Annotated in this window: 14 protein-coding genes; 6 read left to right on the forward strand and 8 right to left on the reverse strand. The window is 73.2% G+C overall.

From position 1 onward, the window contains the following. The first annotated feature begins 1 nt into the window (after window position 1). Window positions 2-1366, forward strand: a complete 1365-nt coding sequence (locus tag ITX44_RS22335) for a M16 family metallopeptidase (protein WP_205359249.1) — start codon at window positions 2-4, stop codon at window positions 1364-1366. Window positions 1367-1672: 306 nt separating this feature from the next. Next, window positions 1673-2350: a GntR family transcriptional regulator gene (locus ITX44_RS22340; protein ID WP_205359096.1), complete on the forward strand. Its 678-nt coding sequence runs from the start codon at window positions 1673-1675 to the stop codon at window positions 2348-2350. Window positions 2351-2602: 252 nt separating this feature from the next. Here the strand turns inward: ITX44_RS22340 and ITX44_RS22345 are convergent, their stop codons facing one another. Further along, a complete protein-coding gene (locus ITX44_RS22345; RefSeq protein ID WP_205359097.1) occupies window positions 2603-2884 on the reverse strand; it encodes an HPr family phosphocarrier protein in 282 nt (93 codons plus the stop codon). Window positions 2885-3101: 217 nt separating this feature from the next. Here ITX44_RS22345 and ITX44_RS22350 point away from each other — a divergent pair, with 217 nt between their 5' ends. From ITX44_RS22350 to ITX44_RS22365, 4 genes are all read left to right on the forward strand, one after another. Next, entirely contained in the window at window positions 3102-5999 is a 2898-nt protein-coding gene (locus ITX44_RS22350) for a bifunctional acetate--CoA ligase family protein/GNAT family N-acetyltransferase (RefSeq protein WP_205359098.1), read from the forward strand. A 263-nt stretch (window positions 6000-6262) separates the two neighbouring features. Then, entirely contained in the window at window positions 6263-6847 is a 585-nt protein-coding gene (locus ITX44_RS22355; protein ID WP_205359099.1) for a DUF5998 family protein, read from the forward strand. Window positions 6848-6861: 14 nt separating this feature from the next. Beyond that, window positions 6862-8040, forward strand: a complete 1179-nt coding sequence (locus tag ITX44_RS22360) for an alkaline phosphatase family protein (protein ID WP_205359100.1) — start codon at window positions 6862-6864, stop codon at window positions 8038-8040. Window positions 8041-8150: 110 nt separating this feature from the next. Further along, the gene (locus ITX44_RS22365; protein WP_205359101.1) at window positions 8151-8801 is read left to right on the forward strand and encodes a thymidine kinase; all 651 of its coding nucleotides are present in this window, start codon (window positions 8151-8153) and stop codon (window positions 8799-8801) included. A 62-nt stretch (window positions 8802-8863) separates the two neighbouring features. Here the strand turns inward: ITX44_RS22365 and ITX44_RS22370 are convergent, their stop codons facing one another. From ITX44_RS22370 to ITX44_RS22400, 7 genes are all read right to left on the reverse strand, one after another. Then, window positions 8864-12760, reverse strand: coding sequence for a discoidin domain-containing protein (locus tag ITX44_RS22370; RefSeq protein WP_205359102.1), 3897 nt, complete (start codon window positions 12758-12760; stop codon window positions 8864-8866). A gap of 118 nt (window positions 12761-12878) precedes the next feature. Further along, entirely contained in the window at window positions 12879-15977 is a 3099-nt protein-coding gene (locus tag ITX44_RS22375) for an alpha-mannosidase (protein WP_205359103.1), read from the reverse strand. Window positions 15978-16088: 111 nt separating this feature from the next. Next, the gene (locus ITX44_RS22380) at window positions 16089-17249 is read right to left on the reverse strand and encodes a glycoside hydrolase family 99 protein (RefSeq protein ID WP_205359104.1); all 1161 of its coding nucleotides are present in this window, start codon (window positions 17247-17249) and stop codon (window positions 16089-16091) included. Window positions 17250-17277: 28 nt separating this feature from the next. Beyond that, entirely contained in the window at window positions 17278-18138 is an 861-nt protein-coding gene (locus ITX44_RS22385; protein ID WP_205359105.1) for an NAD-dependent epimerase/dehydratase family protein, read from the reverse strand. After that, window positions 18138-19025, reverse strand: coding sequence for a carbohydrate ABC transporter permease (locus ITX44_RS22390; RefSeq protein ID WP_205359106.1), 888 nt, complete (start codon window positions 19023-19025; stop codon window positions 18138-18140). The genes ITX44_RS22385 and ITX44_RS22390 overlap by 1 nt, the downstream gene beginning before the upstream one ends. Beyond that, complete coding sequence (locus ITX44_RS41340; RefSeq protein WP_205359107.1) at window positions 19022-20032, reverse strand: carbohydrate ABC transporter permease; 1011 nt, start codon at window positions 20030-20032, stop codon at window positions 19022-19024. Before ITX44_RS41340 ends, ITX44_RS22390 begins: the two co-directional genes overlap by 4 nt. After that, window positions 20029-21366, reverse strand: coding sequence for an ABC transporter substrate-binding protein (locus tag ITX44_RS22400; protein ID WP_205359108.1), 1338 nt, complete (start codon window positions 21364-21366; stop codon window positions 20029-20031). Before ITX44_RS22400 ends, ITX44_RS41340 begins: the two co-directional genes overlap by 4 nt. Window positions 21367-21503 lie beyond the last annotated feature (137 nt).

Consider the following 21503-nt stretch of genomic DNA (forward strand, 5'->3'; position numbering starts at 1 on the left):
CATGACCTTCCACCCGCAGCCACAGCCGGGGGAGGCGAAGCCGTGGGCCTTCCCGGCGCCTGAGCGCGGCGCCCTGTCCAACGGCATGACGCTGCTCACCAAGCACCGCCCCGGCCAGCAGGTCATCGCGGTCGAGGTGCTGCTCGCCGCGCCGCTGAACGCCGAGCCCGAGGGCCTGGACGGCGTGGCGACCATCATGGCCCGCGCCTTTTCCGAGGGCACCGACGAGCACACCGCCGAGGAGTTCGCCGCCGAACTGGAGCGGTGCGGCGCCAACCTGGACGCGCACGCCGACCACCCCGGGGTGCGGGTCTCCCTCGAAGTGCCGGCCTCCCGGCTGGACAAGGCGCTCGGCCTGCTCGCCGAGGCGCTGCGCGCCCCCGCCTTCCCCGACGACGAGATCAAGCGCCTGGTCGCCAACCGGCTCGACGAGATCCCGCACGAGCTGGCCAACCCGGCCCGCCGCGCCGCCATGGCGCTGTCCAAGGAGCTCTTCCCGGCCGACTCGCGCCCCTCCCGGCCGCGGCAGGGCACCGAGGAGACCGTGCGCCGGATCGACGCGGCGGCGGTCAAGGCGTTTTACCTGACCCATGTGCGGCCCGCGACCGCCACCGCCGTCGTGGTCGGCGACTTCACCGACATCGACCTGCCCGCGCTGCTGGACGCCACGCTCGGCCGGTGGACCGGCAGCGCCGCCGAGCCGCTGCCGCGCCCGGCCGTCACCTCCGACGACTCCGCCCGGGTGGTGATCGTGGACCGGCCGGGCGCGGTGCAGACCCAGCTCCTCATCGGCCGGACCGGTGCCGACCGGCAGGACCCGGTGTGGGCGGCGCAGGTGCTGGGCGTGTACTGCCTGGGCGGCACCCTCACCTCCCGGCTGGACCGGGTGCTGCGCGAGGAGAAGGGCTACACCTACGGCGTGCGGGCCTTCGCCCAGGTGCTGCTGTCCTCCGCCGACGGCACCGGCGCCGCGCTGCTGGCCATCAGCGGCTCGGTGGCCACCGAGGTCACCGGCCCGGCCCTGGCCGACACCTGGCAGGTCATCCGCACCCTGGCCGCCGAGGGCCTGACCGACGACGAGCGGGACGTCGCCGAGCAGAATCTGGTGGGCGTCGCCCCGCTGCGGTACGAGACGGCCTCCGCCGTGGCCGGCACCCTCGCCGACCAGGTCGAACAGCAGCTCCCGGACGACTTCCAGGCCAGCCTCTACGCCCGGCTGGCCACGACCGGCACGGTGGAGGCCACCGCCGCGGTGGTCAACGCCTTCCCGCTGGACCGCCTGGTGACCGTCCTCGTCGGCGACGCGTCCAAGATCGCCGACCCGGTGCGCGAGCTGGGCATCGGCCCTGTGACCATCGTCACCTGATCCGGCCCCGGGCCCGTCCAGGACCCGGACCCCGGCCCGGCACGGCATGTCCCCGGAACCCCGGCCGCCCACGTGGCGCCGGGGTTCCGCCGTGTCCGGGCCCCTCCCCGCGGTCCGCCCACTGCCTGCCGCCGGCCCTCGCCCGACCGCCGCGCATCCGCCGCGCACCCGGCGCCCGCGCCCGGAACAGCCCGGCGTGTCCGTAATCAAACCCTTAATGACGGGGCTGCTTTCCCATTCTCCGGCATGCTGGAATAGAGTCCGGCACAATGCAGGGGAAAGAATGGAGCCTGCGATGCGGATTCAATGGTGAACGGGACCGACGGCTCGGGGCGGCGTATCTCGGCGCAAGTGGTGTGTACGGCCATTCGCGACGACATCGTCGGCGGCTTCTTCCCGCCGGGCACCCGGCTGACCGAGGAACTGCTCGCGCAGCGCTACGGCGTCTCGCGGGTGCCGGTGCGCGAGGCCCTGCGCACCCTGGAGTCCGAGGGCTTCGTCCGCACCCGCAGACACGCCGGCGCCTCGGTCGCCGAGCCCACCGAGCAGGAGGCCGCCGACCTGCTGGAGATACGCGGCCTGCTGGAACCACTGGGCGCCGCGCGGGCCGCCCAGCGCCGCTCCGAGGCCCACCTGAAGGTGCTCCGCGGACTGGTCCGGCTGGGTCAGGAACGCGCTGTCCAGGGCCAGTTGTCCGATCTGCCGTCGCTGAGCGGCTGGTTCCACGAGACGCTGGCGCAGGCCTCCGGCAGCCCCACACTGGCCGCGCTGCTCACCCAGCTCCGGCACAAGATCGCCTGGGTGTACGGCGACGCCGCCGGCGCCCGGGCCGGCGAGTCCTGGGACGAGCACGCCGCCATCACCGACGCGGTCGCCCGCGGCGACGCCGAACGGGCCCGCCGGCTGGCCGCCGTCCATGTGGAACGCGGCACCGCGGTGAGGATCCTGAAACATCCCGTAAACGCGGTACGCCGCCGTGCTTAACAATCGCACCGTATACAAGGTCGTAGAATTGCGGCTCCGCTAATTGTGAAAAAGCGGGGCCGGGCAATCCGTGGCGGATTGTCCGACCCCGCTGAATTCCGCTGCCCACGGCCGAGGTGTACTCGATGCGGCGTCCGGAATCGTACGGTGAATGGCCGGGGAAAGCTGTACGGAATCGCCCGCGGACACTCTCAGGCGGTCTCGGACAGTCTTCGGACGGTGTCAGACCGCTTCAGACCGTTTCGGGTCGGCTCAGACCGTCTCGGGCAGTTCCTCCAGCCCCTCGGCGACCAGCCGGGCCAGCCGGTCCAGGGCGGGTTCGGCGCCATCGGCGTCCGAGGAGAGCACGATCTCCTCGCCGCTCTTGGCGCCCAGCCCGAGGACGGCCAGCATCGAGGCGGCGTTGACGGGGACGCCGCCGGGCTTGGCGATCGTCACCGGCATTCCGGCCGCTGTGGCCGCTCGGACGAAGATGGACGCGGGGCGGGCGTGAAGTCCCTCCGCCCAGCCGACGGTGACGCGGCGCTCTGCCATGCTGCTGCCCTTCGCGAGTCGCTGCCGACCGATGCCGGTCGGCGCGGGTGATCCGGTCGTGATTCAGTTGTCGGTCCGGCGTCCGGTAATCGGGGGCCGCGGGCGCCTGCGGCCGACGGGCCGCCCGCCCGCCACCACCGGTGACCGCGAACCGTACCCAGACTGCCCCCTGCCCCACCTGCCGCGCGAGCCTGGCGCACCGCCTTACGCTGGGCCCATGACCGAGCAGGCGGCTCACCCGTACCCCGTGCACTGGGAGGCGGACGTCGTCCTGCGCGACGGCGGCATCGCCCACATCCGGCCCATCGGCCCGGACGACGCAGGGCGACTGGTCGACTTCTACGAGAAGGTCTCGGACGAGTCGAAGTACTACCGCTTCTTCGCCCCCTACCCCCGGTTGTCGGACCGCGACGTGCACCGGTTCACGCACCACGACTACGTCGACCGGGTGGGACTGGCCGCTACGGTGGGCGACGAGTTCATCGCGACCGTCCGCTACGACCGGATCGGCCCGGACGACCGCCCGGCCACCGGCAACGGAGAGACCCGGGCCGAGGTCGCCTTCCTGGTCCAGGACGAGCACCAGGGCCGCGGGGTGGCCTCCGCGCTGATGGAGCACATCGCCGCGGTCGCCCGCGAGCGCGGCATCCTCCGCTTCGTCGCCGAGGTACTGCCCGCCAACCACAAGATGGTCAAGGTCTTCACCGACGCCGGCTACACCCAGCGGCGCAGCATCGCCGACGGCGTGGTCCACCTGGAACTGGACCTGGAACCCACTGACCGGTCCCTCCAGGTGATGCGGGCCCGCGAGCACCGCGCCGAGGCCCGTTCCATGCAGCGGCTGCTGCGGCCGCAGTCCGTCGCCGTGGTCGGCACCGGCCGTCGCCTCGGCGGTGTGGGCCGTACGCTGCTGCGCAACATCGTGGCGGGCGGCTTCACGGGGCGGCTGTACGCGATCAACCAGGCCTTTCCCGAGGCGGGCACCGTGATCGACGGCGTGCCCGGCCACCCCTCGGTACGGGCCGCCGGCGCGCCGGTGGACCTGGCGGTGCTGGCCGTGCCCGCCGACCGGGTGCCGCAGGCCGTCGCCGACTGCGGCGAGGCCGGAGTGCGCGGCCTGCTGGTGGTCACCGCCGGCTACTCCGAGACCGGGCCCGCCGGCCGCGCGGCGCAGCGCGAACTGGTCCGCCAGGCCCGCGGCCACGGCATGCGGGTGATGGGCCCGAACGCCCTGGGCCTGGTCAACACCGCTTCCGAGGTCCGGCTCAACGCCTCCCTGTCGCCCGGCATGCCGCACCGCGGCCGGCTCGGCCTGTTCACCCAGTCCGGCTCCATCGGCATCGCCCTGCTCTCCGGCCTGCACCGCCGGGGCCTGGGCCCGTCCACCTTCGTCTCGGCCGGCAACCGCGCGGACGTCTCCGGCAACGACCTGCTCCAGTTCTGGCAGGACGACCCGGACACCGATGCGGTGCTGATGTACCTGGAGTCCTTCGGCAACCCGCGCAAGTTCACCCGGCTGGCCCGCCGGACCGCCGCGTGCAAACCTGTGGTGGTCGTCAAGGGCGCGGTGCACTCCGGGTCGGTGCCGGCCGGCCACACCGTGCCGGTCACCCGCATCCCCGACTCCACCGTCTCCGCCCTCTTCCGCCAGGCCGGCGTGATACGGGTGGACACCATCACCGAACTCCTGGACGCCGGGCTCTTCCTCGCCCTCCAGCCGCTGCCGCGCGGCGACCGGGTCACGATCCTCGGCAACTCCGAGTCGCTGGGCGTGGTCACCTACGACGCCGCGCTCACCGCGGGCCTGCACCCGTCCGCCCCGCGCGACCTGACCACCGCGGCCACCCCCGCCGACTTCGCCGCCGCCCTGCGCGAGGCCCTCGCCGACCCGGGCAGCGACGCGGTCGTGGTCACCGCCATTCCCCGGGTCGGCAGCGACACCGCGCCCGAGGACCCGGCCGCCCGCAGTGACCTGGCGCCTGCAAGCGCCGCGACACCCGCCAGCGCCGCCTCGCCCGGAAGCGCCCCCGCTTCCGGCGCAGACCCCTCCGACCCCGAGACCGACCCCGGAACCGGCCCCGAATCCCACCCCGAGACCGACGCCGAAGCCGACGCCGAAGCCGGAGACGACCCCGCCCTCGCCGCCGCCCTGCGCGAAGCCGCCCACCGCGGCGGCAAGCCCGTCGTCGTGGTCCACCTCGCCCTGGACGCGATGGGCGACCGGCTGGCCGCCCCCGGCCCCGGCTCCCGGATCCCCGCCTACCGCGCGGCCGAACGGGCGGTCGGCTCGCTCGCCGAGGCCGTCGCCTACGCCGCGTGGCGGACGACGGCCGCCGACCCCGGCCGGATCCCGGACTTCGACGACGTACGCGAGCACGACGCGGCCGACGACGTACGGCGGATGCTGCCCGCGGACGCGCCCGACTCCGGGGTCGAGCTGTCCCCGGAGGACGCCGCGGTCCTGCTCGGCCGGTACGGCATCCGGGTGCGGCAGGCGCTGCCCGCGCCCGACCCGCAGGCCGCGCTGGACGCCGCGGTCCGGCTCGGCTACCCGGTCGCCCTGAAGACCACCGCCCCCCACCTGCGGCACCGCGCCGACCTCGGCGGGGTGCGGCTGGACCTGGCCGGCCCGGACGACCTGCGGCGGGCCTACGAGGAGCTGACCGCCCGGCTCGGCAAGCCCGCCGAACTGCTGCCGGTGGTGCAGGCCATGGCCCCGCGCGGGGTGGACACGGTGGTGCGCGCCGGAGTGGACCCCGCGGCGGGCGCGGTGCTCTCCTTCGGGCTGGCCGGGGTGCCCTCGGAGCTGCTCGGCGACACCGCGCACCGGCTGGTTCCGGCCACCGACCGGGACGTCGCCGAACTGGTCCGCTCGATCAGGGCCGCGCCCCTGCTGTTCGGCTGGCGCGGCGCCGAACCGGTGGACACCGCCGCCCTGGAGGAGCTGCTGCTGCGGGTCTCGCTGCTCGCCGACGACCTGCCGGAGGTGGTCGCGATCGACCTCGAGCCGGTGGTGGTCGCCGCGCACGGCCTGTCCGTACTGGGCGCGTCCGTCCGGCTGGCCCGCCCGCCGGCCCGCACCGACCTGGGCCCGCGCGCCCTGTCGGCCGTCTGATCAGGCTTGCATCGGATCCGTACCAGCTCCGTGCCAGCTCCGAACCCGATCCGGACCGGCTCCGAACAGCTCCGTCCGACTCCGAGCACGTCTGAATGATCCGAAAAGTCCTGATCGAATCGCCGCCGGGACCGGCCGGACCGCCCCACGAGCGCCCCCGACCGCCAGCCGACCGCCCGCCGACTGCCCCGCGAGGGCCAACCGCGCGGAAGAGTTCTCCCTCGTCCGGAGCCGTACCGCGTCACGCCATTAGGATGGTCCGCATGGCGAAGACCGGTACGAGTACGCAGGGCCTGCGCACGGCCATTGAGCGCAGCGGTTACTACCCCACCCTGGTGGCCGAGGCCGTTGAGGCCGCCGTGGGCAATGAGCCGGTTTCCTCCTACCTGGTCCATCAGGAGACCACTTTCGACGCCAACGAAGTGCGCCGCCACGTGACGGTCCTGGTCCTCACCGACAGCCGCTTCATCGTCAGCCACACCGACGAGCAGGCGGCCGACGACACCTCTCCGACGCCGTACGCGACGACCTCCACCGAATCGGTGAAGATCGGCCGGATCTCGTCGGTCGTGGTCAGCCGGGTGGTCGCGAACCCCGAGTCGTACACGCCGGGGACGCTGCCGCGCGAGGTGGTGCTCACCATCGGCTGGGGCGCGGTCTCCCGGATCGACCTGGAGCCCGCGGCCTGCGGCGACCCCAACTGCGAGGCCGACCACGGCTACACCGGCTCCTCCACCGCCGACGACCTCTCGCTGCGGGTGAGCGAGACCGGCGACGGCCCCGACACCGTCCGCCAGACCCTGGCCTTCGCGCAGGCGCTCTCCGAGGCGACAGCGGCCGCCGACTGATGGCCCTGCCGTACATGGACACCGGCGCGCCCGCGCCGCTCGACCCCTTCACCGCCCCCGTGCCCGAGTACGGCACGGGCGCGCTCAGCGACGTGATCCCGGCCGCGGTGGCCGGCCTCGCGATTCCCGGCATGCCCCCGACCGGCCTGGCGCTCGAGCCCGCCGACCGGGTGTGCGTGTTCCTGGTCGACGGCCTGGGCTGGGAGCTGCTGCTGCGCCACCCCGAGCAGGCCCCGTACCTGACCTCGCTGCTGGGCACCTCGCGCGGCGGCACCGGCCGGCCGCTCACCGCGGGCTTCCCCGCCACCACCGCCACCTCGCTCGCCTCGGTCGGCACCGGCCTGCCGCCCGGCGTGCACGGGCTGCCCGGCTACACCGCCCGCAACCCCGAGACCGGGCAGCTGATGAACCAGCTGCGCTGGCAGCCGTGGACCTCGCCCTCGGTGTGGCAGCCGCACCCCACCGTCTTCCGCCTGGCCGACGCGGCCGGCATCGAGACCAGCCAGGTCTCCTCGCCCGGCTTCGAGCACACCCCGCTGACCCGGGTCGCCCTGTCCGGCGGCACCTTCCTCGGCCGGCTCACCGGCGAGGAGCGGATGGACCTGGCCGCCGAGCGGCTGGCCGCCGCCGACCGCGCGCTGGTCTACACGTACTACAGCGAACTCGACGCCATGGGCCACCGGCACGGCGTCGACTCGGACGCCTGGCGCGGGCAGCTCGGCCTGGTGGACCGGCTGGTGCGGCGGCTGGCCGAGCAGCTTCCGCCGCGCAGCGCGCTGTACGTGACCGCCGACCACGGCATGCTCGACGTCCCCTTCGACGAGGAGTCCCGGATCGACTTCGACGAGGACTGGGAGCTGCGGGCCGGCGTCGCGCTGCTCGGCGGCGAGGGGCGGGCCCGGCACGTCTACGCGGTGCCCGGCGCCACCGCCGACGTGCTGGCGGTGTGGCGGGAGGTGCTGGGCGACCGGATGTGGGTGGCCGGCCGCGACGAGGCCGTCGCCGCGGGCTGGTTCGGCCCCGACCCCGAACGCAGGGTGCTGCCCCGGATCGGCGACGTGGTCGCCGTCGCGCGCGACGACATGGCGATCGTGGCCACGACCACCGAGCCGGGGGAGTCGAAGATGGTCGGCCTGCACGGCTCGCTGGCACCCGTCGAACAACTGGTCCCGCTGCTGGAAGTACGCTCCTGAAGCACCGCGCGCCCCGGTCCCGTACGCCGGCGCGCCCGTCAACCGCGGGCGCGCGCCGGCCAGTACGCGCCACCCGAACCCGTCCCCTCCGAAAGGCCGTCGCCCCACCCATGCCCGAGCTGGTCTTCTTCTCCGGAACCATGGACTGCGGCAAGAGCACCCTCGCCCTGCAGATCGTCCACAACCGCACCGCTCGCGGCCTCCAGTCGGTGATATTCACCCGCAACGACCGGGCCGGCGCGGGCAAGCTCTCCTCCCGGCTGGGCCTGGTCACCGACGCCGTGGAGGTCACCGACGGGATGGACCTGTACGAGTACGTGGTCGGCGTGCTCAGCCGCGGCGGCCGGGTGGACTACGTGGTGCTGGACGAGGCCCAGTTCATCGCGCCGGAGCAGACCGACCAACTGGCCCGGATCGTGGACGACCTGGACCTGGACGTCTACGCCTTCGGCATCACCACCGACTTCCGCACCCGGCTCTTCCCCGGCTCGCAGCGGCTGATCGAACTCGCCGACCGGGTGGAGACCCTCCAGGTCGAGGCGCTGTGCTGGTGCGGCGCGCGGGCCACCCACAACGCCCGTACGGTCGGCGGGGTGATGGTGGTCGAGGGTGCCCAGGTGGTCATCGGCGACATCGACGGCATCCCGGACGAGGTCGGTTACGAGGTGCTGTGCCGGCGCCACCACCGGCGCCGGATGACCCGGGCGAGCGCGGGGGCCGCCGCGCTCAGCGCGGACGTGCTGCCGGTGCCGCGGGCGTAGGAACGCCCGAGCGCGCGGCGGGAACGATGCTTCCCCGCCGCGCGCCCGGTCCGCGGGCCCGCTCAGCCGCCGGCGACCGGCCCGAACCGGGCCACCACCGTGCGGTCCCCGGTCACCGGCACCGCGATCACGGCGGTCGTGTCCGGCAGCGCGGCGCCGTCCAGTGTCCAGCCCAGCAGTTTGCAGCCGGGCGCCGGGACCGCGGTGACGGTCGCCGTGTCGCCCTTCTCGAAGCGGCCGGGCGCGGTCTGGTTGCCGCTCACCGTGACCGTGCCGCCGTCCGCCGGATCGGCGGTCGCGGTCACCGACTGCTCCACGATGTTGATCACCATGATGTTCCGCAGCGTGGCCGGGCCGGTGTACGTGGTGCCGTTGTAGCGCAGCACGTTGACCGCGGAGACCCGGGCGTCCGGGCCGGCCTTGACGGTGTACCCGCCGTCACCGAGGTTGTCGGTGCCCAGGTTGACGGCGTGCACGTCGCCGGACTCCACCGCCAGGCCGTCGTGCATGCCGTAGCCGAAGACGTCCAGCAGCCTCAGGTCCCGTGCGCCCGCCACGTGCACCAGGTCGGTGCGCTTGCGCGTGTACGCGTCGATGGTCTGCGAGAACACCCCGCTGTCCGGCCCCCAGTCCGGCACGCCGTAGCCGATCCGGTTGACGGAGTTGCCGTTGGTGAGCACCCCGTCGATCACCCCGTCGTCGGCGGCGCCCACGGTGATGCCCCGGTTCAGGAAGGCGCCGGTGACCTTGCGCACGGTGAAGCCGTCCGCGCCGCCGGTCAGGTCGATGCCGTTCCAGGCGTTGGTCAGGCCGACGTCGATCACGTAGACGCCGCGCGCGGTGCCACGGATGTCGTACGGGAAGGGCACGTAGCCGTCGGCCGGGTTGTTGCCCGGGTGGAAGACGCGCAGGCCGCGTACGCCCGCACCCGTGCCGGCCAGCGTCACCACGGCCGGCGCGGTGTCCGGGTCCGCGGTGTCGCGGCCCTCGTACCCGATGAGTACGGTGCCGCTGCTGGCGCCGGTCAGGTCCCGGTTCGGGGAGGCCGCGGCGCCGCGCAGTTCGACTCCGGCCGGCACCCGCAGGTGCCCGTCGATCCGGTACCAGCCGGCCGGCAGGTACACCACGCCGCCGCCCTCGGCGCCCGCCCGGTCCAGCAGCCGCTGGAGCGCGGGGGTGGCGTCGGCGACCGGCGCGTAACCCACGCCGTGGGTGGCGGCCGGCGCCACGTACAGCGTCCGCCGGTGCGGCTGCGGGGTGCGGGCCGGTACGTCGGTGCCGGACACCGTGCCCGGCAGCGTGATCACCGTGCCCGAGGTGGGGCCGTCGAGCGCGGTGCCGGTGACCTTCACGTACCCCTTCGCGTTGTTGCGCACCGAGGCCACGCTGCCCTGAAGGGTGCTGGCGCCCAGCGTCATGCCCCAGCGGCTGTCGATGTCGTCCACCTGGAGGGCGACGTCGGTGCGCAGCACCCGGGTGTTCAGGAAGGCGCCGACGAAGGACGCTCGTTGGCCCTTCACCACCTGGATGCCGGTGCGGTAGTCGGACAGTGCGATCCGGTCGAACTGGTCCCACTCCAGGTCCCCGAGGACCAGCCCGGTGCCGTGCGCCCGGGTCCAGGCGTCCAGCACGGCCCGGTTCGGCGGCCGGTACCGCGAAGGAGCGCTCGCCCAGTAGGAGTTGGCGAAGGTGATGTCGTCCCAGGTGCCGACGTCCGCACCGTTGTACGCCCGCGCACCCTCGGCCAGCACCGTGCCCTTGACGTCGTCCAGCGCGGCCGACTCGTGCACCTGCCCCTGCACCGCCGGCTCGCCGCGGTCGCTGGGCATCGTCGAGATGCCCACGCCCTTGTACGAGTTCAGCATCGTGACGTGCGCGACCGTGGACATCATGTAGTTCTGGTCGCCCTGCCAGGCCCGGCCGGGGATCTCGAAGGTGTAGTTGTACGGCACCGGGTCCGTCGCGCTCTGCCGCGGGTAGTACGTGGTCAGGCCCTGCACCGAGGCGCTGCCGCCGACCCGGAACAGCACCGGGCCGTCCGCGCCGGCCGGCAGGTCGGCGACGATCACCGTCCCGTACGACCCCGATCCGTGGTCCGGGTCGCGCCGGTCGCCGCGCAGCGAGCAGAACGCCGGGATCTCGACGGTGCCGGTGATCCGGTACGTGCCCGCGCCCAGCCAGACCGTCCCGCCGCCCGCGTCCTGGCAGTCGTACAGCGCGGACTGGAGCGCCTGCGTCGCGTCCTTGGCCCCGGTCGGGTCCACGCCGTAATTGCGGGCGTCGAAGTCGGCGACCACCGGGTCGCCGGCCGGGAAGCGGGTGGCGACCAGCTTCGGGTGCGCGATGACCGCCGGCCGGTCGTGCACCCGCAGGTCGGTCAGCGCCACCGAGGACGCCCCGGGCGCGTAGCCGTGGATCGCCAGCCGCACGTAGCGGGCCGTCACCGGCGGGAAGGCGGTGGCGAACACCTGGCCGGGGCCGCTGGCGCCGCTGCGGCCCACGTCACGGAAGGCCGTGCCGTCGGCCGAGACCTGCACGGTCCAGTCGGAGGAGAAGGTGCCGCCCCACTGGGTCGTCACCTGGTCGAAGCGCTTGGCGGCGCCCAGGTCCACGGTCAGGGTCTCGCCCGCGCCGCCCGAACCGCTCACCCACGCGGTGCCGCCGTCCGCGTCGATCGCCGCGGCGGGGGAGGAGCCGGCAGCCGTGCTGGACGCGGTGGCCGTGCCCAGGCGGGCCAGGTCGGTGTTGACGACCTTCGCCCGGAAGGCGTCCAGCGCGGTCTGCAGCGCGATGAAGGCGGTACGGGCCTGCTCGTCGGTCACGTCCGTGCCGTCCGCCACCGCCCGCGCCGCGTCGGCCGCCTGCTTCAGCTCCTCCTTCGCGCCCGGCGGATACTGGCCGTCCCGGGAGCCCTCACGGGCCGCCGCATACGCCGTGTCCGCCTGCGCCACCAGCCGCTTCAGGCCCACCGTCGGGTCCAGCGTGCGGGGCAGCGCGGTCACCGTCACCCGGGCCACGGTCAGCTCGCCGGGCCGGTCCGCGGTGTTGATCCGGAAGTCCGAGCCGTTCGAACGGTTCGTCAGGATCGCGTCGTCCAGCAGGAAGGTGTGCGTCTTCCAGGTGCCGGTGTCGCCGTAGGTGAACACCGGGGACCGTTTGAACATCTGCGGAATCGTGTCGCCCGGCGAGTCGTACTCCAACTGCATCGAGCCGTTGCCCCGGTCCAGGTAGTCCACGCTCACGGCGACCGGGTCCCGGTTGTCGAACAGCTTGGTGTCGTCCACGTTCATGTAGAAGAAGCCGGTCTCGGCGCCCGGGTGGCTGCGGTCGGTCTCCCAGTACCCGCGGCCGTCGGCCGTGCCCGTCACCAGGTTGGCGTCACTGTCGCCGGCCCGCGGGCTGATCCCCTGCGACGACACGCTTGGGCCCAGGTCCACCGCGTATCCCGCGGCCACCCGCACCGAGCCGACCGTGATGTCGGCCGGCTGCCCGTCGTCGTCCCCCGACAGCCGCAGCGCCTCCAGGCCCTGCCCGCCCGTGCCCAGGCCGAACGCCTCCGTCCGCCACGTCCCGGACCCGGTGAGCGCCACGCTCCCCACCGTGTCGGTCCCCTCCGTGACCCGCAGCGTGCCCTGCCCCAGGTCCTCGTACGTCACCGCCACGGTCACCGGCGCCGCGCCCACCTGCCCGCGGAACTCCTGCGCGACGTCGAACCCGAACCAGTCCGTCCCGGCGGCCACGTCCGTCCGCCAGTACGGTGTCCCCCCGTCCGTCCCGGTCCGTACCCCCGCGGCGTTGTCCCCGGCCGTCGCCGTCATGCCCAGCGTCACCGGCTGCGCCCCGAGATCCGCCCCGACGCCCAGCGGATACAGCGGCTCTCCGGCGGCCCGGGCGCTCTGCTGCGCGGGTATCCCCAGCGCTCCCGCCGCCATCACCAGCGCGATCACGGGTGCGCGCAACCACCCCACCGGCGACCGTCTCTTCCGTTTCAAGGCAACCTCCTGCTGTCCTCGACGGATCCTGCTCTCGGCTGTTCTTCGTGCGTGAGCTGTACGTACGAGTGAGTGGACGGCGCGGTCAGGCCCGGCGCAGCCGGAGCGTGAGGATCTGGAACGGGCGCAGGGCCAGGGGGAAGGAGCCGTCGGGCTCCGCCGGCAGGTCCTGGTCCGGGTTCTCCAGGAGATCGGTGACCTCCGCGGCCGCCACCGGGAAGTCGGTGCGCAGCGCGGCCCGGGCCGCACCGCCGCGCGATTCGTAGAGGCGGACGACGACGTCGCCGGAGCGGTCGTCGGCGAGTTTGACGGCCTCGACCACGACGTCCGGGTTGTCGACGGAGACCAGGGGGGCGCCGCCGGCGGGGGCGTCGCCGGCCGGGCGAAGGGGGAGGTTGAGGGCGTAACCCGCGGCGACGGCGTCGCCGATGTCCGCGCCGGCGACCAAGGCGTAGGAGAAGGAGTGGGAGCCGCGGTCGGCCTGGGGATCGGGGCTGTGCGGGGCGCGCAGCAGGGAGAGCCGTACGGTCGTGGTGGTGCCGCCGTCCTCGCGGGTGAGCCGGGAGACGTCGTGGCCGTAGGTGGAGTCGGTGACCAGGGCGGCGCCCCAGCGGTGTTCGCCGACGTGCACCCAGCGGTGCGCCCACAGCTCGAACCGGGCCGCGTCCCAGCTGGTGTTCTCGTGGGTGGGCCGCTGCACATGGCCGAACTGGATCTCCGCGCTCTCCCGTTCGGCGTGCACGTCGAGCGGGAAGGCCGCCTTGAGCAGGGCGTCCCGTTCCTGCCAGTCCACGTCGGTGCGGACCGTCACCCGGTCGCTGCCGGCGGCCACCTCCAGGTGCTGGACGATCCGGGAGGCGCCGAAGGACCGCTCGATGCGGACCACGGCCAGCAGTGGTCCCTCCTCGGTGACCGTCACCGACTCGGCCTCGGTCAGGTCGCGCACGGTGTCCCGGTAGTAGCCGTCGATGTTCCAGGCGCTCCACAGGTTCGGGTCGTCCGGGTGGAGCTGGAGCAGGTTGCCGGGCCGGTCCGGGGCCAGCGCCTCACGGCCGGCGCGCTGGTCGTACACCGACCGCAGCAGCCCGGAGTCGTCGACCAGGACCCGGATCACCTCGTTGTCCAGGACGATGCCCCGCTCCTCGCGGCGTACCGCGACCGGTGGCACCCCGCCGGTCACCGCGCGTCCCGAGCCGAGCGCGGGGGCCTCGACCAGCACCGCCCGCCGTCCGTCGGAGAGCCGCTGCTCGCCGGGGGCGGCCGGGCCGTCCGCGGGCAGCACCACCACCTCGCGCCGGGCGTAGGGGCCGGCGTTGAAGAAGACCGGCTCGGCGGGCGCGGGCGCGGCCAGCGCCGTACCGATCATCTCGGCGAGGTCGGCCTGGATCCCGGCGTGCACCGCCTCGGCCTCCCGGTGCACCCAGGCGATGGACGAGCCGGGCAGGATGTCGTGGAACTGGTGCAGCAGCACCCGCTGCCACACCGACTCCAGCGCTTCGTACGGGTAGGCGGCCCCGGCGCGTACGGCCGCGGCCGTCGCCCACAGTTCGGCCTCGCGCAGCAGCGCCTCGGCCCGCCGGTTGCCGCGCTTGGTCCGGGCCTGGCTCGTATAGGTGCCTCGGTGGTTCTCCAGGTACAGCTCGCCCCGCCACACCGGCAGCCGGCCGTATTCGGCGCGGGCCGCCTCGAAGAAGGCCGACGGGTCGCCGACCTCGACCTTGGGGGAGCCCTCCAGGTCGCGCAGCCGCCGGGCCCGCTCCAGCATCTCCCGGGTGGGGCCGCCGCCGCCGTCGCCGAAGCCGAACGGTGCCAGCGACCGGGTGGCCGCTCCCTTCTCCGCGAAGTTCTGCTCGGCGTGGGCGAGTTCGCTGGCCGAGATGGTGGCGTTGTAGGTGTCGACCGGCGGGAAGTGGGTGAAGATCCGGGTGCCGTCGATGCCCTCCCAGGCGAAGGTGTGGTGGGGCAGCCGGTTGGTCTCGTTCCAGGACAGCTTCTGGGTGAGGAACCACTTCGCCCCGGCCAGCTTGGCGAGCTGCGGGTAGGCGGCGGTGTAGCCGAAGGAGTCCGGCAGCCACACCCCGTCCTGGTCCACGCCGAATTCGGCGGCGAAGAAGCGGCGGCCGTAGACGAGCTGGCGGGCCAGTGCCTCCCCGCCGGGCAGGTTGCCGTCGGCCTCCACCCACATGCCGCCCACCGGTGCCCAGTTGCCGTCCGTGACCGCCTTCTTGATCCGCTCGAAGACCTCCGGCCGGTGCTCCTTCATCCACGCGTACTGCTGCGCGGAGGAGCAGGCGAAGACCAGCTCCGGGTACTCCTTGGCCAGCGTCGTCACATTGGTGAAGGTGCGGGCGCACTTGCGGATGGTCTCGCGGACCGGCCACAGCCACGCGGAGTCGATGTGGGCGTGGCCGACCGCGGTGATCCGGTGCGCCGAGGCGTGGGCCGGCCGGGACAGGGTCCCGGCCAGCCGGTCCCGGGCGGCCTGCGCGGTGCCGGGCACGTCGTGCACGTCCACCGCCTCGATCGCGTGCTGGAGGGCCCGCAGGATCTCGTGCCGGCGCGAGCCAGTGGTGGGCAGTTCCCGCATCAGCTCGTCCAGCACCTGCATGTCGTGCAGCAGGTGCCAGACCGTCTCCTCGCGCACGGCCAGGTCCGCCTGCCGCAGCTGGTACAGGTGGGCCGTGCCCGCGGTCTCCTTGGAGCCGAAGTGGGTGCCGACTCCCCACGCGCCCTCGATGTGCGGGTTGGCGGCCAGCTCGACCCGCAGGTCCACCTCCTCGCCGCCGGCCGCCGACGCGGCCAGCAGCACGCCGCGCTGCTGCGGGTGGATGCCCTGGAGCGGCGCGCCGGTCGCGTCGTGCACCAGGCCCTCGGCCTGGAAGCCGGGGCCGTGGGCGGGGTCGAAGCCGAGGTCGAACACCGCCTCGACCCGGCGGCCCGCCCACTCCCGCGGGATCCGCCCGGTGACCTTCAGCCAACTGGTCGACCAGGGGCCGCCCCAGGTGTCGCCGATCGACACGGGTTCGTACCGGGCCGCCAGCGCCTGCGCCACCGGCACCGGCTCGCCCGGCACGTGCCAGGCCGCCAGGTCGAGGGCCACCGGCGGACCGTAGAGCGCTGGCCGGACGACTTGCGTGCGGAACTTGGTGATCCGCTGTTCGACAACATTCCGGTCGTCATGCACGGGGAGGCTCTTTCTGCGAGGGGTGTGCCCGGCGCCTGCGGCCGGTGCCCGGGTGCGGTGGAGCGGTCAGCGGGGATCGGGTCGGATACGGCTGAACACGGAGGGTCGCGGTCAGTGGTGGCGCAGCGGCCACCGCCCGGCGGCGCGGGCCGCCTCGAACCGGGCCGCCCACCAGGCGGTACGGTCCAGGTAGGCGGTCTCGGCCCGCTTCCCTCGACGACCGTACGCGCCCTCGAAGTTCAGGTACGGCAGGCTGCCGGGGGTGGTGGCGGTGGCCGGTTCGATCATCGTGCCCTCGTGCCATTCGTTGAAGGACGTGATGCTCACCCAGTCGGGTGGCGCGTCGCCGTTGCCGCTGGACAGCGCGTAGTCCCACTCCTGGTCGTAGGTGGCGCCGTTCGCCCGGTCCAGGGTGGGGGTGGTGTTGCCCGGCACCGCACGGTCGTCGATGTAGCCGGGGCCCAGCGAGGGCGCCCAGACCATGCCGCGGTCGGCGCAGAAGGCGGCCACCCCGGTCCAGTCCGGCTTGTTGGCGGTGGCTATGGCGTCGTAGGTGTAGACGCCGCCGAAGTCGCCGATCCGGCTCTCGTCCCAGGTCTGCGCCATCACGATCGCCTGGTCGTCCACCTGGTGCAGCGCCGACCAGTCCACGGTGAGCAGGCTGTTGAAGACGTAGTACGCGGTCCGGTCGCCGCGCTCGGGGTCGCGGTGGAAGGCGGGGTGGTCGCCGTACTTCGCGGTCAGGTAGCGGATGTCGGCGACCACGGAGTCGGCGGTCCGGCCGCCGTAGGGCTCGATGTGCCAGGCCACCTGGATGCCCTCGGCCGCGGCCGCCTCCAGCACCACCTCGGCCTGCTGGTCCTCGTAACTGCCCTGGCCCCACCAGCTGCTGACCAGCACGCCGGTGCCGGCCCGCCGCAGCCAGCGCATGTGCTGGGCCACCGCGCCGTGCAGGTCGCCGGAGTCGTACGGGCCCAGCACCGGATAGTAGTTGGAGCTGATGTCGTCCGGCGGGGTGAGCGAGCCCTGCGGCCAGTGCCGCCACTGGCCGTAGAACTGCGGGTTGCCGTACCAGGGGTAGTAGAAGATGTGGGTGTGCCGGGAGACCTTCGGCTCGGCGGCGGCCTGCGCGGGACCCGCCGCGGTGCCCAGCAGAGCGGCGGTCCCGGCCGCGGCGGCGCCGGCCAGGACGGAGCGGCGGGAGGGCCGGCTGCCGGAGCCGGACGGTGACGGTGACGGCGCCGGTGACTGGGTGTGCGGGATGTGCGGCATCGGGCGGTTCTCCTTCGGATTCGGGGGGCTACGACGCGTCGTCCCCTGCCGCCGGCGTGCGCCACGTGCGGCGCGGGGTGAAGCCCAGCAGGTCGGTGCAGGCCGTCCGGTCGAACAGCGTGGTGTGCCCGGGGGCCGGCGTGCGCAGCGGCACGCCCGGGTGGTGGCGGGCCATCAGTTCGGCCGACGGTACGGCGGAGGTGGTGTCGGCGGCCGCGACGTTGACGACGTGGCAGCCGTGCAGGTCGTTCTCCAGGGCGAGGCGGACGGCGGTCGCCGCGTCCTGGGTGTGCAGCCAGCCCCACAGGTCGTGCCGCTGCGTGGCGGGATCGGCCGCGCAGGTGGCGAGGAAGTGCGCGAGGCGATCCCCGGTGCCGGTGAAGGGGAACCGCATGCACACCACGTCCATGCCGAACCGCCGGTGCGCGGAGCGGGCCACCTCCTCCAGCACCTGCTTGGACAGCCCGTAGGGGTCGCGGACCAGGCTCGGGTGGTCCTCGTCGAGTGGCACATAGGCCGGTGAGACCGGCACCGGCGACCAGGCCAGGCCCACCGCCGCCATGCTGGAGGCGGCCACCACCCGGCGCACCCCGGTCCGGCCCGCCTCCTCGAACACCTGGTGGGCGGTATAGCAGTTGTGGGCGAACAGGGCGCTGGGATCGGGCACGTTGGGGTGCGGCACCGCGGCCAGGTGGACCACCGCCTCGGCGCCGTCCATCGCCTTGCGCACCAGGTCGGGGTCGCGCAGGTCGCCGGTGTGCACGCGCAGCGCGGCCGGCCGGTCCACCGGCAGCAGGTCGGTGAGCACCAGGTCGTGGCCCGCGGCCAGCAGTTCGTCCGTCACGTAGCCGCCGATGTGCCCGGCCGCTCCGGTGACCAGGATCCGCATCAGCCCTTCACCGCCCCGACCAGGCCGTTGACGAAGTAGCGCTGGAGGGACAGGAAGAGCAGCACGACCGGGATCACCACGATCAGCGCGCCGGCCATCAGGTTGTTGTAGTGCGGCACGTTTTCCGAGGAGAGGGTCTGCAGGCCCAGCGGCAGGGTGTACGTGTTCGCGTTGTTCAGCGACACCCGCGTGAGCAGGTACTCGTTCCAGGTCGGGATCGCGGTGAGCAGCGCCACCGTGATCAGCGCGGGCCGGGTCAGTGGCAGGTAGATGCGGGTGAACACGTGGAACTCGCCGGCCCCGTCCACCCGCGCCGACTCCCGCAGTTCCTTGGGCACCGCCGAGAAGGCGCCGGTCATCAGCAGGATGGACAGCGGCGCCCCGCCGTTGACGAACGGCAGCACCAGGCCGATGTGGGTGCCGAGGATGCCCATCTTGTTCTCCAGCAGCACGATGGGCAGCATCACGGTGATGCCGGGCACGAACAGCAGCGCCACGAACAGCTTCTGGAGGAAGCCGCGGCCGGGGAAGTCCAGCACCGCGAAGGCGTAGCCGGCCGCCGCGTACACCGCCAGCGTCAGCACCACGGTCAGCGCCGTGACCTCCACGCTGTTCATGAAGTAGCGGAAGAAGTGCAGCTCGTTCCAGGTGTGGGTGATCGTGGCGAAGGTCGGGTGGTGCGGGATCAGGTGGCCGCCGCGGATCACCTCGACCTGGTTCTTGAAGGCCGCGGAGACCATCCACAGGAACGGGTAGAGGCTCACCAGGCCGTACAGCGTCAGCAGCAGGCCGACGACGATCCTGGCGCCGTAGCGGGAAATCGTTGTCAGGGCGGGGTTCGCCGGGGGCGCCGGGGCGCTTCCCGCCGCCCGGGTGTCGGTGGTCATGTGCGGCTCCGCAGCACTCGCAGGTTGATCAGGGCCAGCACCAGCGCGGCGGCGAACAGCAGCCAGCCCAGGGCGCTGGCCAGGCCCAGGGTCGGGGCGAGGTCCTTGAGGAAGGCCAGCCGGTAGGCCTCCAGGCCCAGCACGTTGGTGTGGTCGCCGGGGCCGCCGTTGGTCATGACCAGGAAGGTCTGGAAGCCCTGGAGCGAGTCGCGCAGGTTGAGCAGCACCACGATCGCGGTGATCGGCCGGACCAGCGGCCACACCACCGAGGCGTTGGCGCGCCACCAGCCGGCGCCGTCGAGTTCGGCGGCCTCCAGCACGCTGCGGTCGATGGTCTGCAGCCCGGTCAGGTACATCAGCATCGCCACCGGCACCGCGCCCCACACCGTCACCACGATCATGGTGGGCAGCGCGGTGTGCGGATTGCCGAGCCAGCCCTGCGGCTGCGCCAGCGAGCCCATGCCCAGCGTCTTCAGAGCTGCGTTGACCGCCCCGTCCGGCTGGAGGATGTACTGCCAGGCGAAGAACACCGCGATGCCGCTGGTGACGTAGGGCACGAAGTACACCGAGCGCAGCAGGGTCTGCATCCGGCGGGCCGAGTTGAGCAGGACGGCCAGCGGGAAGGAGACCAGGACGGTCAGCAGCGGCACGGCGATCATCACGTACAGGGTGTGGGTGGCGGCGTGCCGGACCCGGGGCGCGTAGGCCGGGTTGGCCCACAGCAGGTCCTTGTAGTTCTGCACGCCGACCCAGTCCCAGTGCGGGGCGAAGCCGTTCCAGCGCGCGAAGCTGAGCAGGAAGCCGTAGCCGACCGTGTACAGGCCCATGACCAGGAACAGGGCCACGGCCGGCAGCACGAACAGCCAGCCGGACAGGGCCTCGTAGCCGCGCCGCCGGCCGGTGCGGCGGGTGGCGCGGCCGAGGAGCCCGGTGCCGGGCGGGCGGGGAGCGGTGCTCCGGCCGGCCCCGGTGGCCTCGGCGACAGCGGGACGCGGTGCGGTGGTCACTTCGACGTCGCCCAGAAGGAGTTGTCGAGCTTGGCCATCGCCTTCCCGGTCTGCTCCACGCTCTTCTGGCCGAGCGGGGTCAGGTCGGCCAGCACGTCACCCATGGAGTCCTGGTCGTAGGTGGGCGGGCGGAAGTCGTTCAGGCTCGGGTCGTAGGTGGTGTCCGGGGTGCCGTTGAAGGTCTTGAGCATGTCGGCGAGCGTGGCGCCCATCACCGAGGCCGTGTCGCCGCCGAGTTCGGTGGCCGGCACGTCGGTGGCGTCCTTGGCGAACTGCGCGGCGACCTGCTGCCCGGCCAGGAACTTCATCCACTTCTCGGCGTTGTCCGGGTGCTTGCTGGTGGAGGCGATGGTCAGGCCGGTGAGCGCGAGCGGGCCGAGGGCGCGCTGCGGGACGGCGCCGTCCGCGGGCGCGGGCAGGCCGAAGGCCATCACGTCGTCGGGCTTCATACCGTTCTGCTGGAGGAATGCCAGGGTGAAGGTGCCGCCGATGTCCCAGGCGGCCTTGCCCTGCGCGAACGCCTGGTCGGCGCCGTCGATCTCCTGGGTCTGCGCGCCGGGCATCCAGTACGGCTGCATCTGGTCGTACAGGCCGAGCACCTTCAGCCCGTCGGGGGAGGAGAAGTCGGCCGAGGAGTCCTTGCCGAACAGCGCCTGGTACTTGTCCTTGCCGAGGTCGGCGAAGGCCAGCGGCTGGAGCACCCAGGTCAGGCCGGTCGCCTTGACCTTCAGGCCGAGGGCCACCCCGCCGCCCGTCGGGTCCTTGGCCTTGGTGGCCTTCAGGTCGGCGATGAACTCCGCCCAGTTCGCCGGGGGCTTGGTGATGCCGGCCGCGGCGAGCTTCTGCTTGTTGCCCATCACGATGCCGAAGGTGCCCGCGGTGAAGGGCACGCTGAAGCGCTGGCCCTTCTGCACGCCGTGCGTCTTGGAGTCGCCGGGCAGCGACTCCTTGTACTTCTCGTCGGTGACGGTGCCGGAGGTCTGGACGCCCTTCTGGTACAGGCCGCTCCAGTCGCTGCCGACGTCGCCCGCGATGTCCTTGGCGATGCCGGTGCCGCCCAGCACCAGGTCCTCCCCGTCGGAGTGCACCTCCAGCACGTCCGGCAGGTCGTGGGTCTTGGCGGCCGCCTGGACCTTGGTGGTGTAGGCGTCGTCCGGGCCGTAGGCGTCGATCTTGACGGTGATGCCGGTCTGCTTCTTGAACTGCACGGCCGCGTTGCGCAGGGCGGCCAGATGGGACTGCTTGAAGGTCCACATGGTCAGCGTGTCGCCGCCGCCGGAGCCGGAGGAGCCGCCGCAGGCCGCCAGCGGGGTCAGCGCGACCACCGTGGCCACGGCCGCCGCGACCGTCCTGGCTCTCGGGGAGCGCCGCGGGGAGGTTCGCGGAGAGGTCACCGGCGAGGTTGCCGACGAGGGTGCGGATATTCGTGCGGAAGGTATGAAAAGTGCACGGAGAGGTGTACGCATAGCCC

The organism is Actinacidiphila acididurans, from assembly GCF_016918855.1.
In the GTDB taxonomy this organism is placed as follows: domain Bacteria; phylum Actinomycetota; class Actinomycetes; order Streptomycetales; family Streptomycetaceae; genus Actinacidiphila; species Actinacidiphila acididurans.

Excerpts from the sequence above, each read along its gene's own strand:
- ITX44_RS22360 (WP_205359100.1), top strand. The coding sequence starts at position 6,862 with ATGGACACCGGCGCGCCCGCGCCGCTCGACCCCTTCACCGCCCCCGTG.
- ITX44_RS22335 (WP_205359249.1), top strand. The coding sequence starts at position 2 with ATGACCTTCCACCCGCAGCCACAGCCGGGGGAGGCGAAGCCGTGGGCC.
- ITX44_RS22345 (WP_205359097.1), bottom strand. The coding sequence starts at position 2,884 with ATGGCAGAGCGCCGCGTCACCGTCGGCTGGGCGGAGGGACTTCACGCC.
- ITX44_RS22390 (WP_205359106.1), bottom strand. The coding sequence starts at position 19,025 with ATGACCACCGACACCCGGGCGGCGGGAAGCGCCCCGGCGCCCCCGGCG.
- ITX44_RS22385 (WP_205359105.1), bottom strand. The coding sequence starts at position 18,138 with ATGCGGATCCTGGTCACCGGAGCGGCCGGGCACATCGGCGGCTACGTG.
- ITX44_RS22340 (WP_205359096.1), top strand. The coding sequence starts at position 1,673 with ATGGTGAACGGGACCGACGGCTCGGGGCGGCGTATCTCGGCGCAAGTG.
- ITX44_RS22365 (WP_205359101.1), top strand. The coding sequence starts at position 8,151 with ATGCCCGAGCTGGTCTTCTTCTCCGGAACCATGGACTGCGGCAAGAGC.
- ITX44_RS22350 (WP_205359098.1), top strand. The coding sequence starts at position 3,102 with ATGACCGAGCAGGCGGCTCACCCGTACCCCGTGCACTGGGAGGCGGAC.
- ITX44_RS22380 (WP_205359104.1), bottom strand. The coding sequence starts at position 17,249 with ATGCCGCACATCCCGCACACCCAGTCACCGGCGCCGTCACCGTCACCG.
- ITX44_RS22355 (WP_205359099.1), top strand. The coding sequence starts at position 6,263 with ATGGCGAAGACCGGTACGAGTACGCAGGGCCTGCGCACGGCCATTGAG.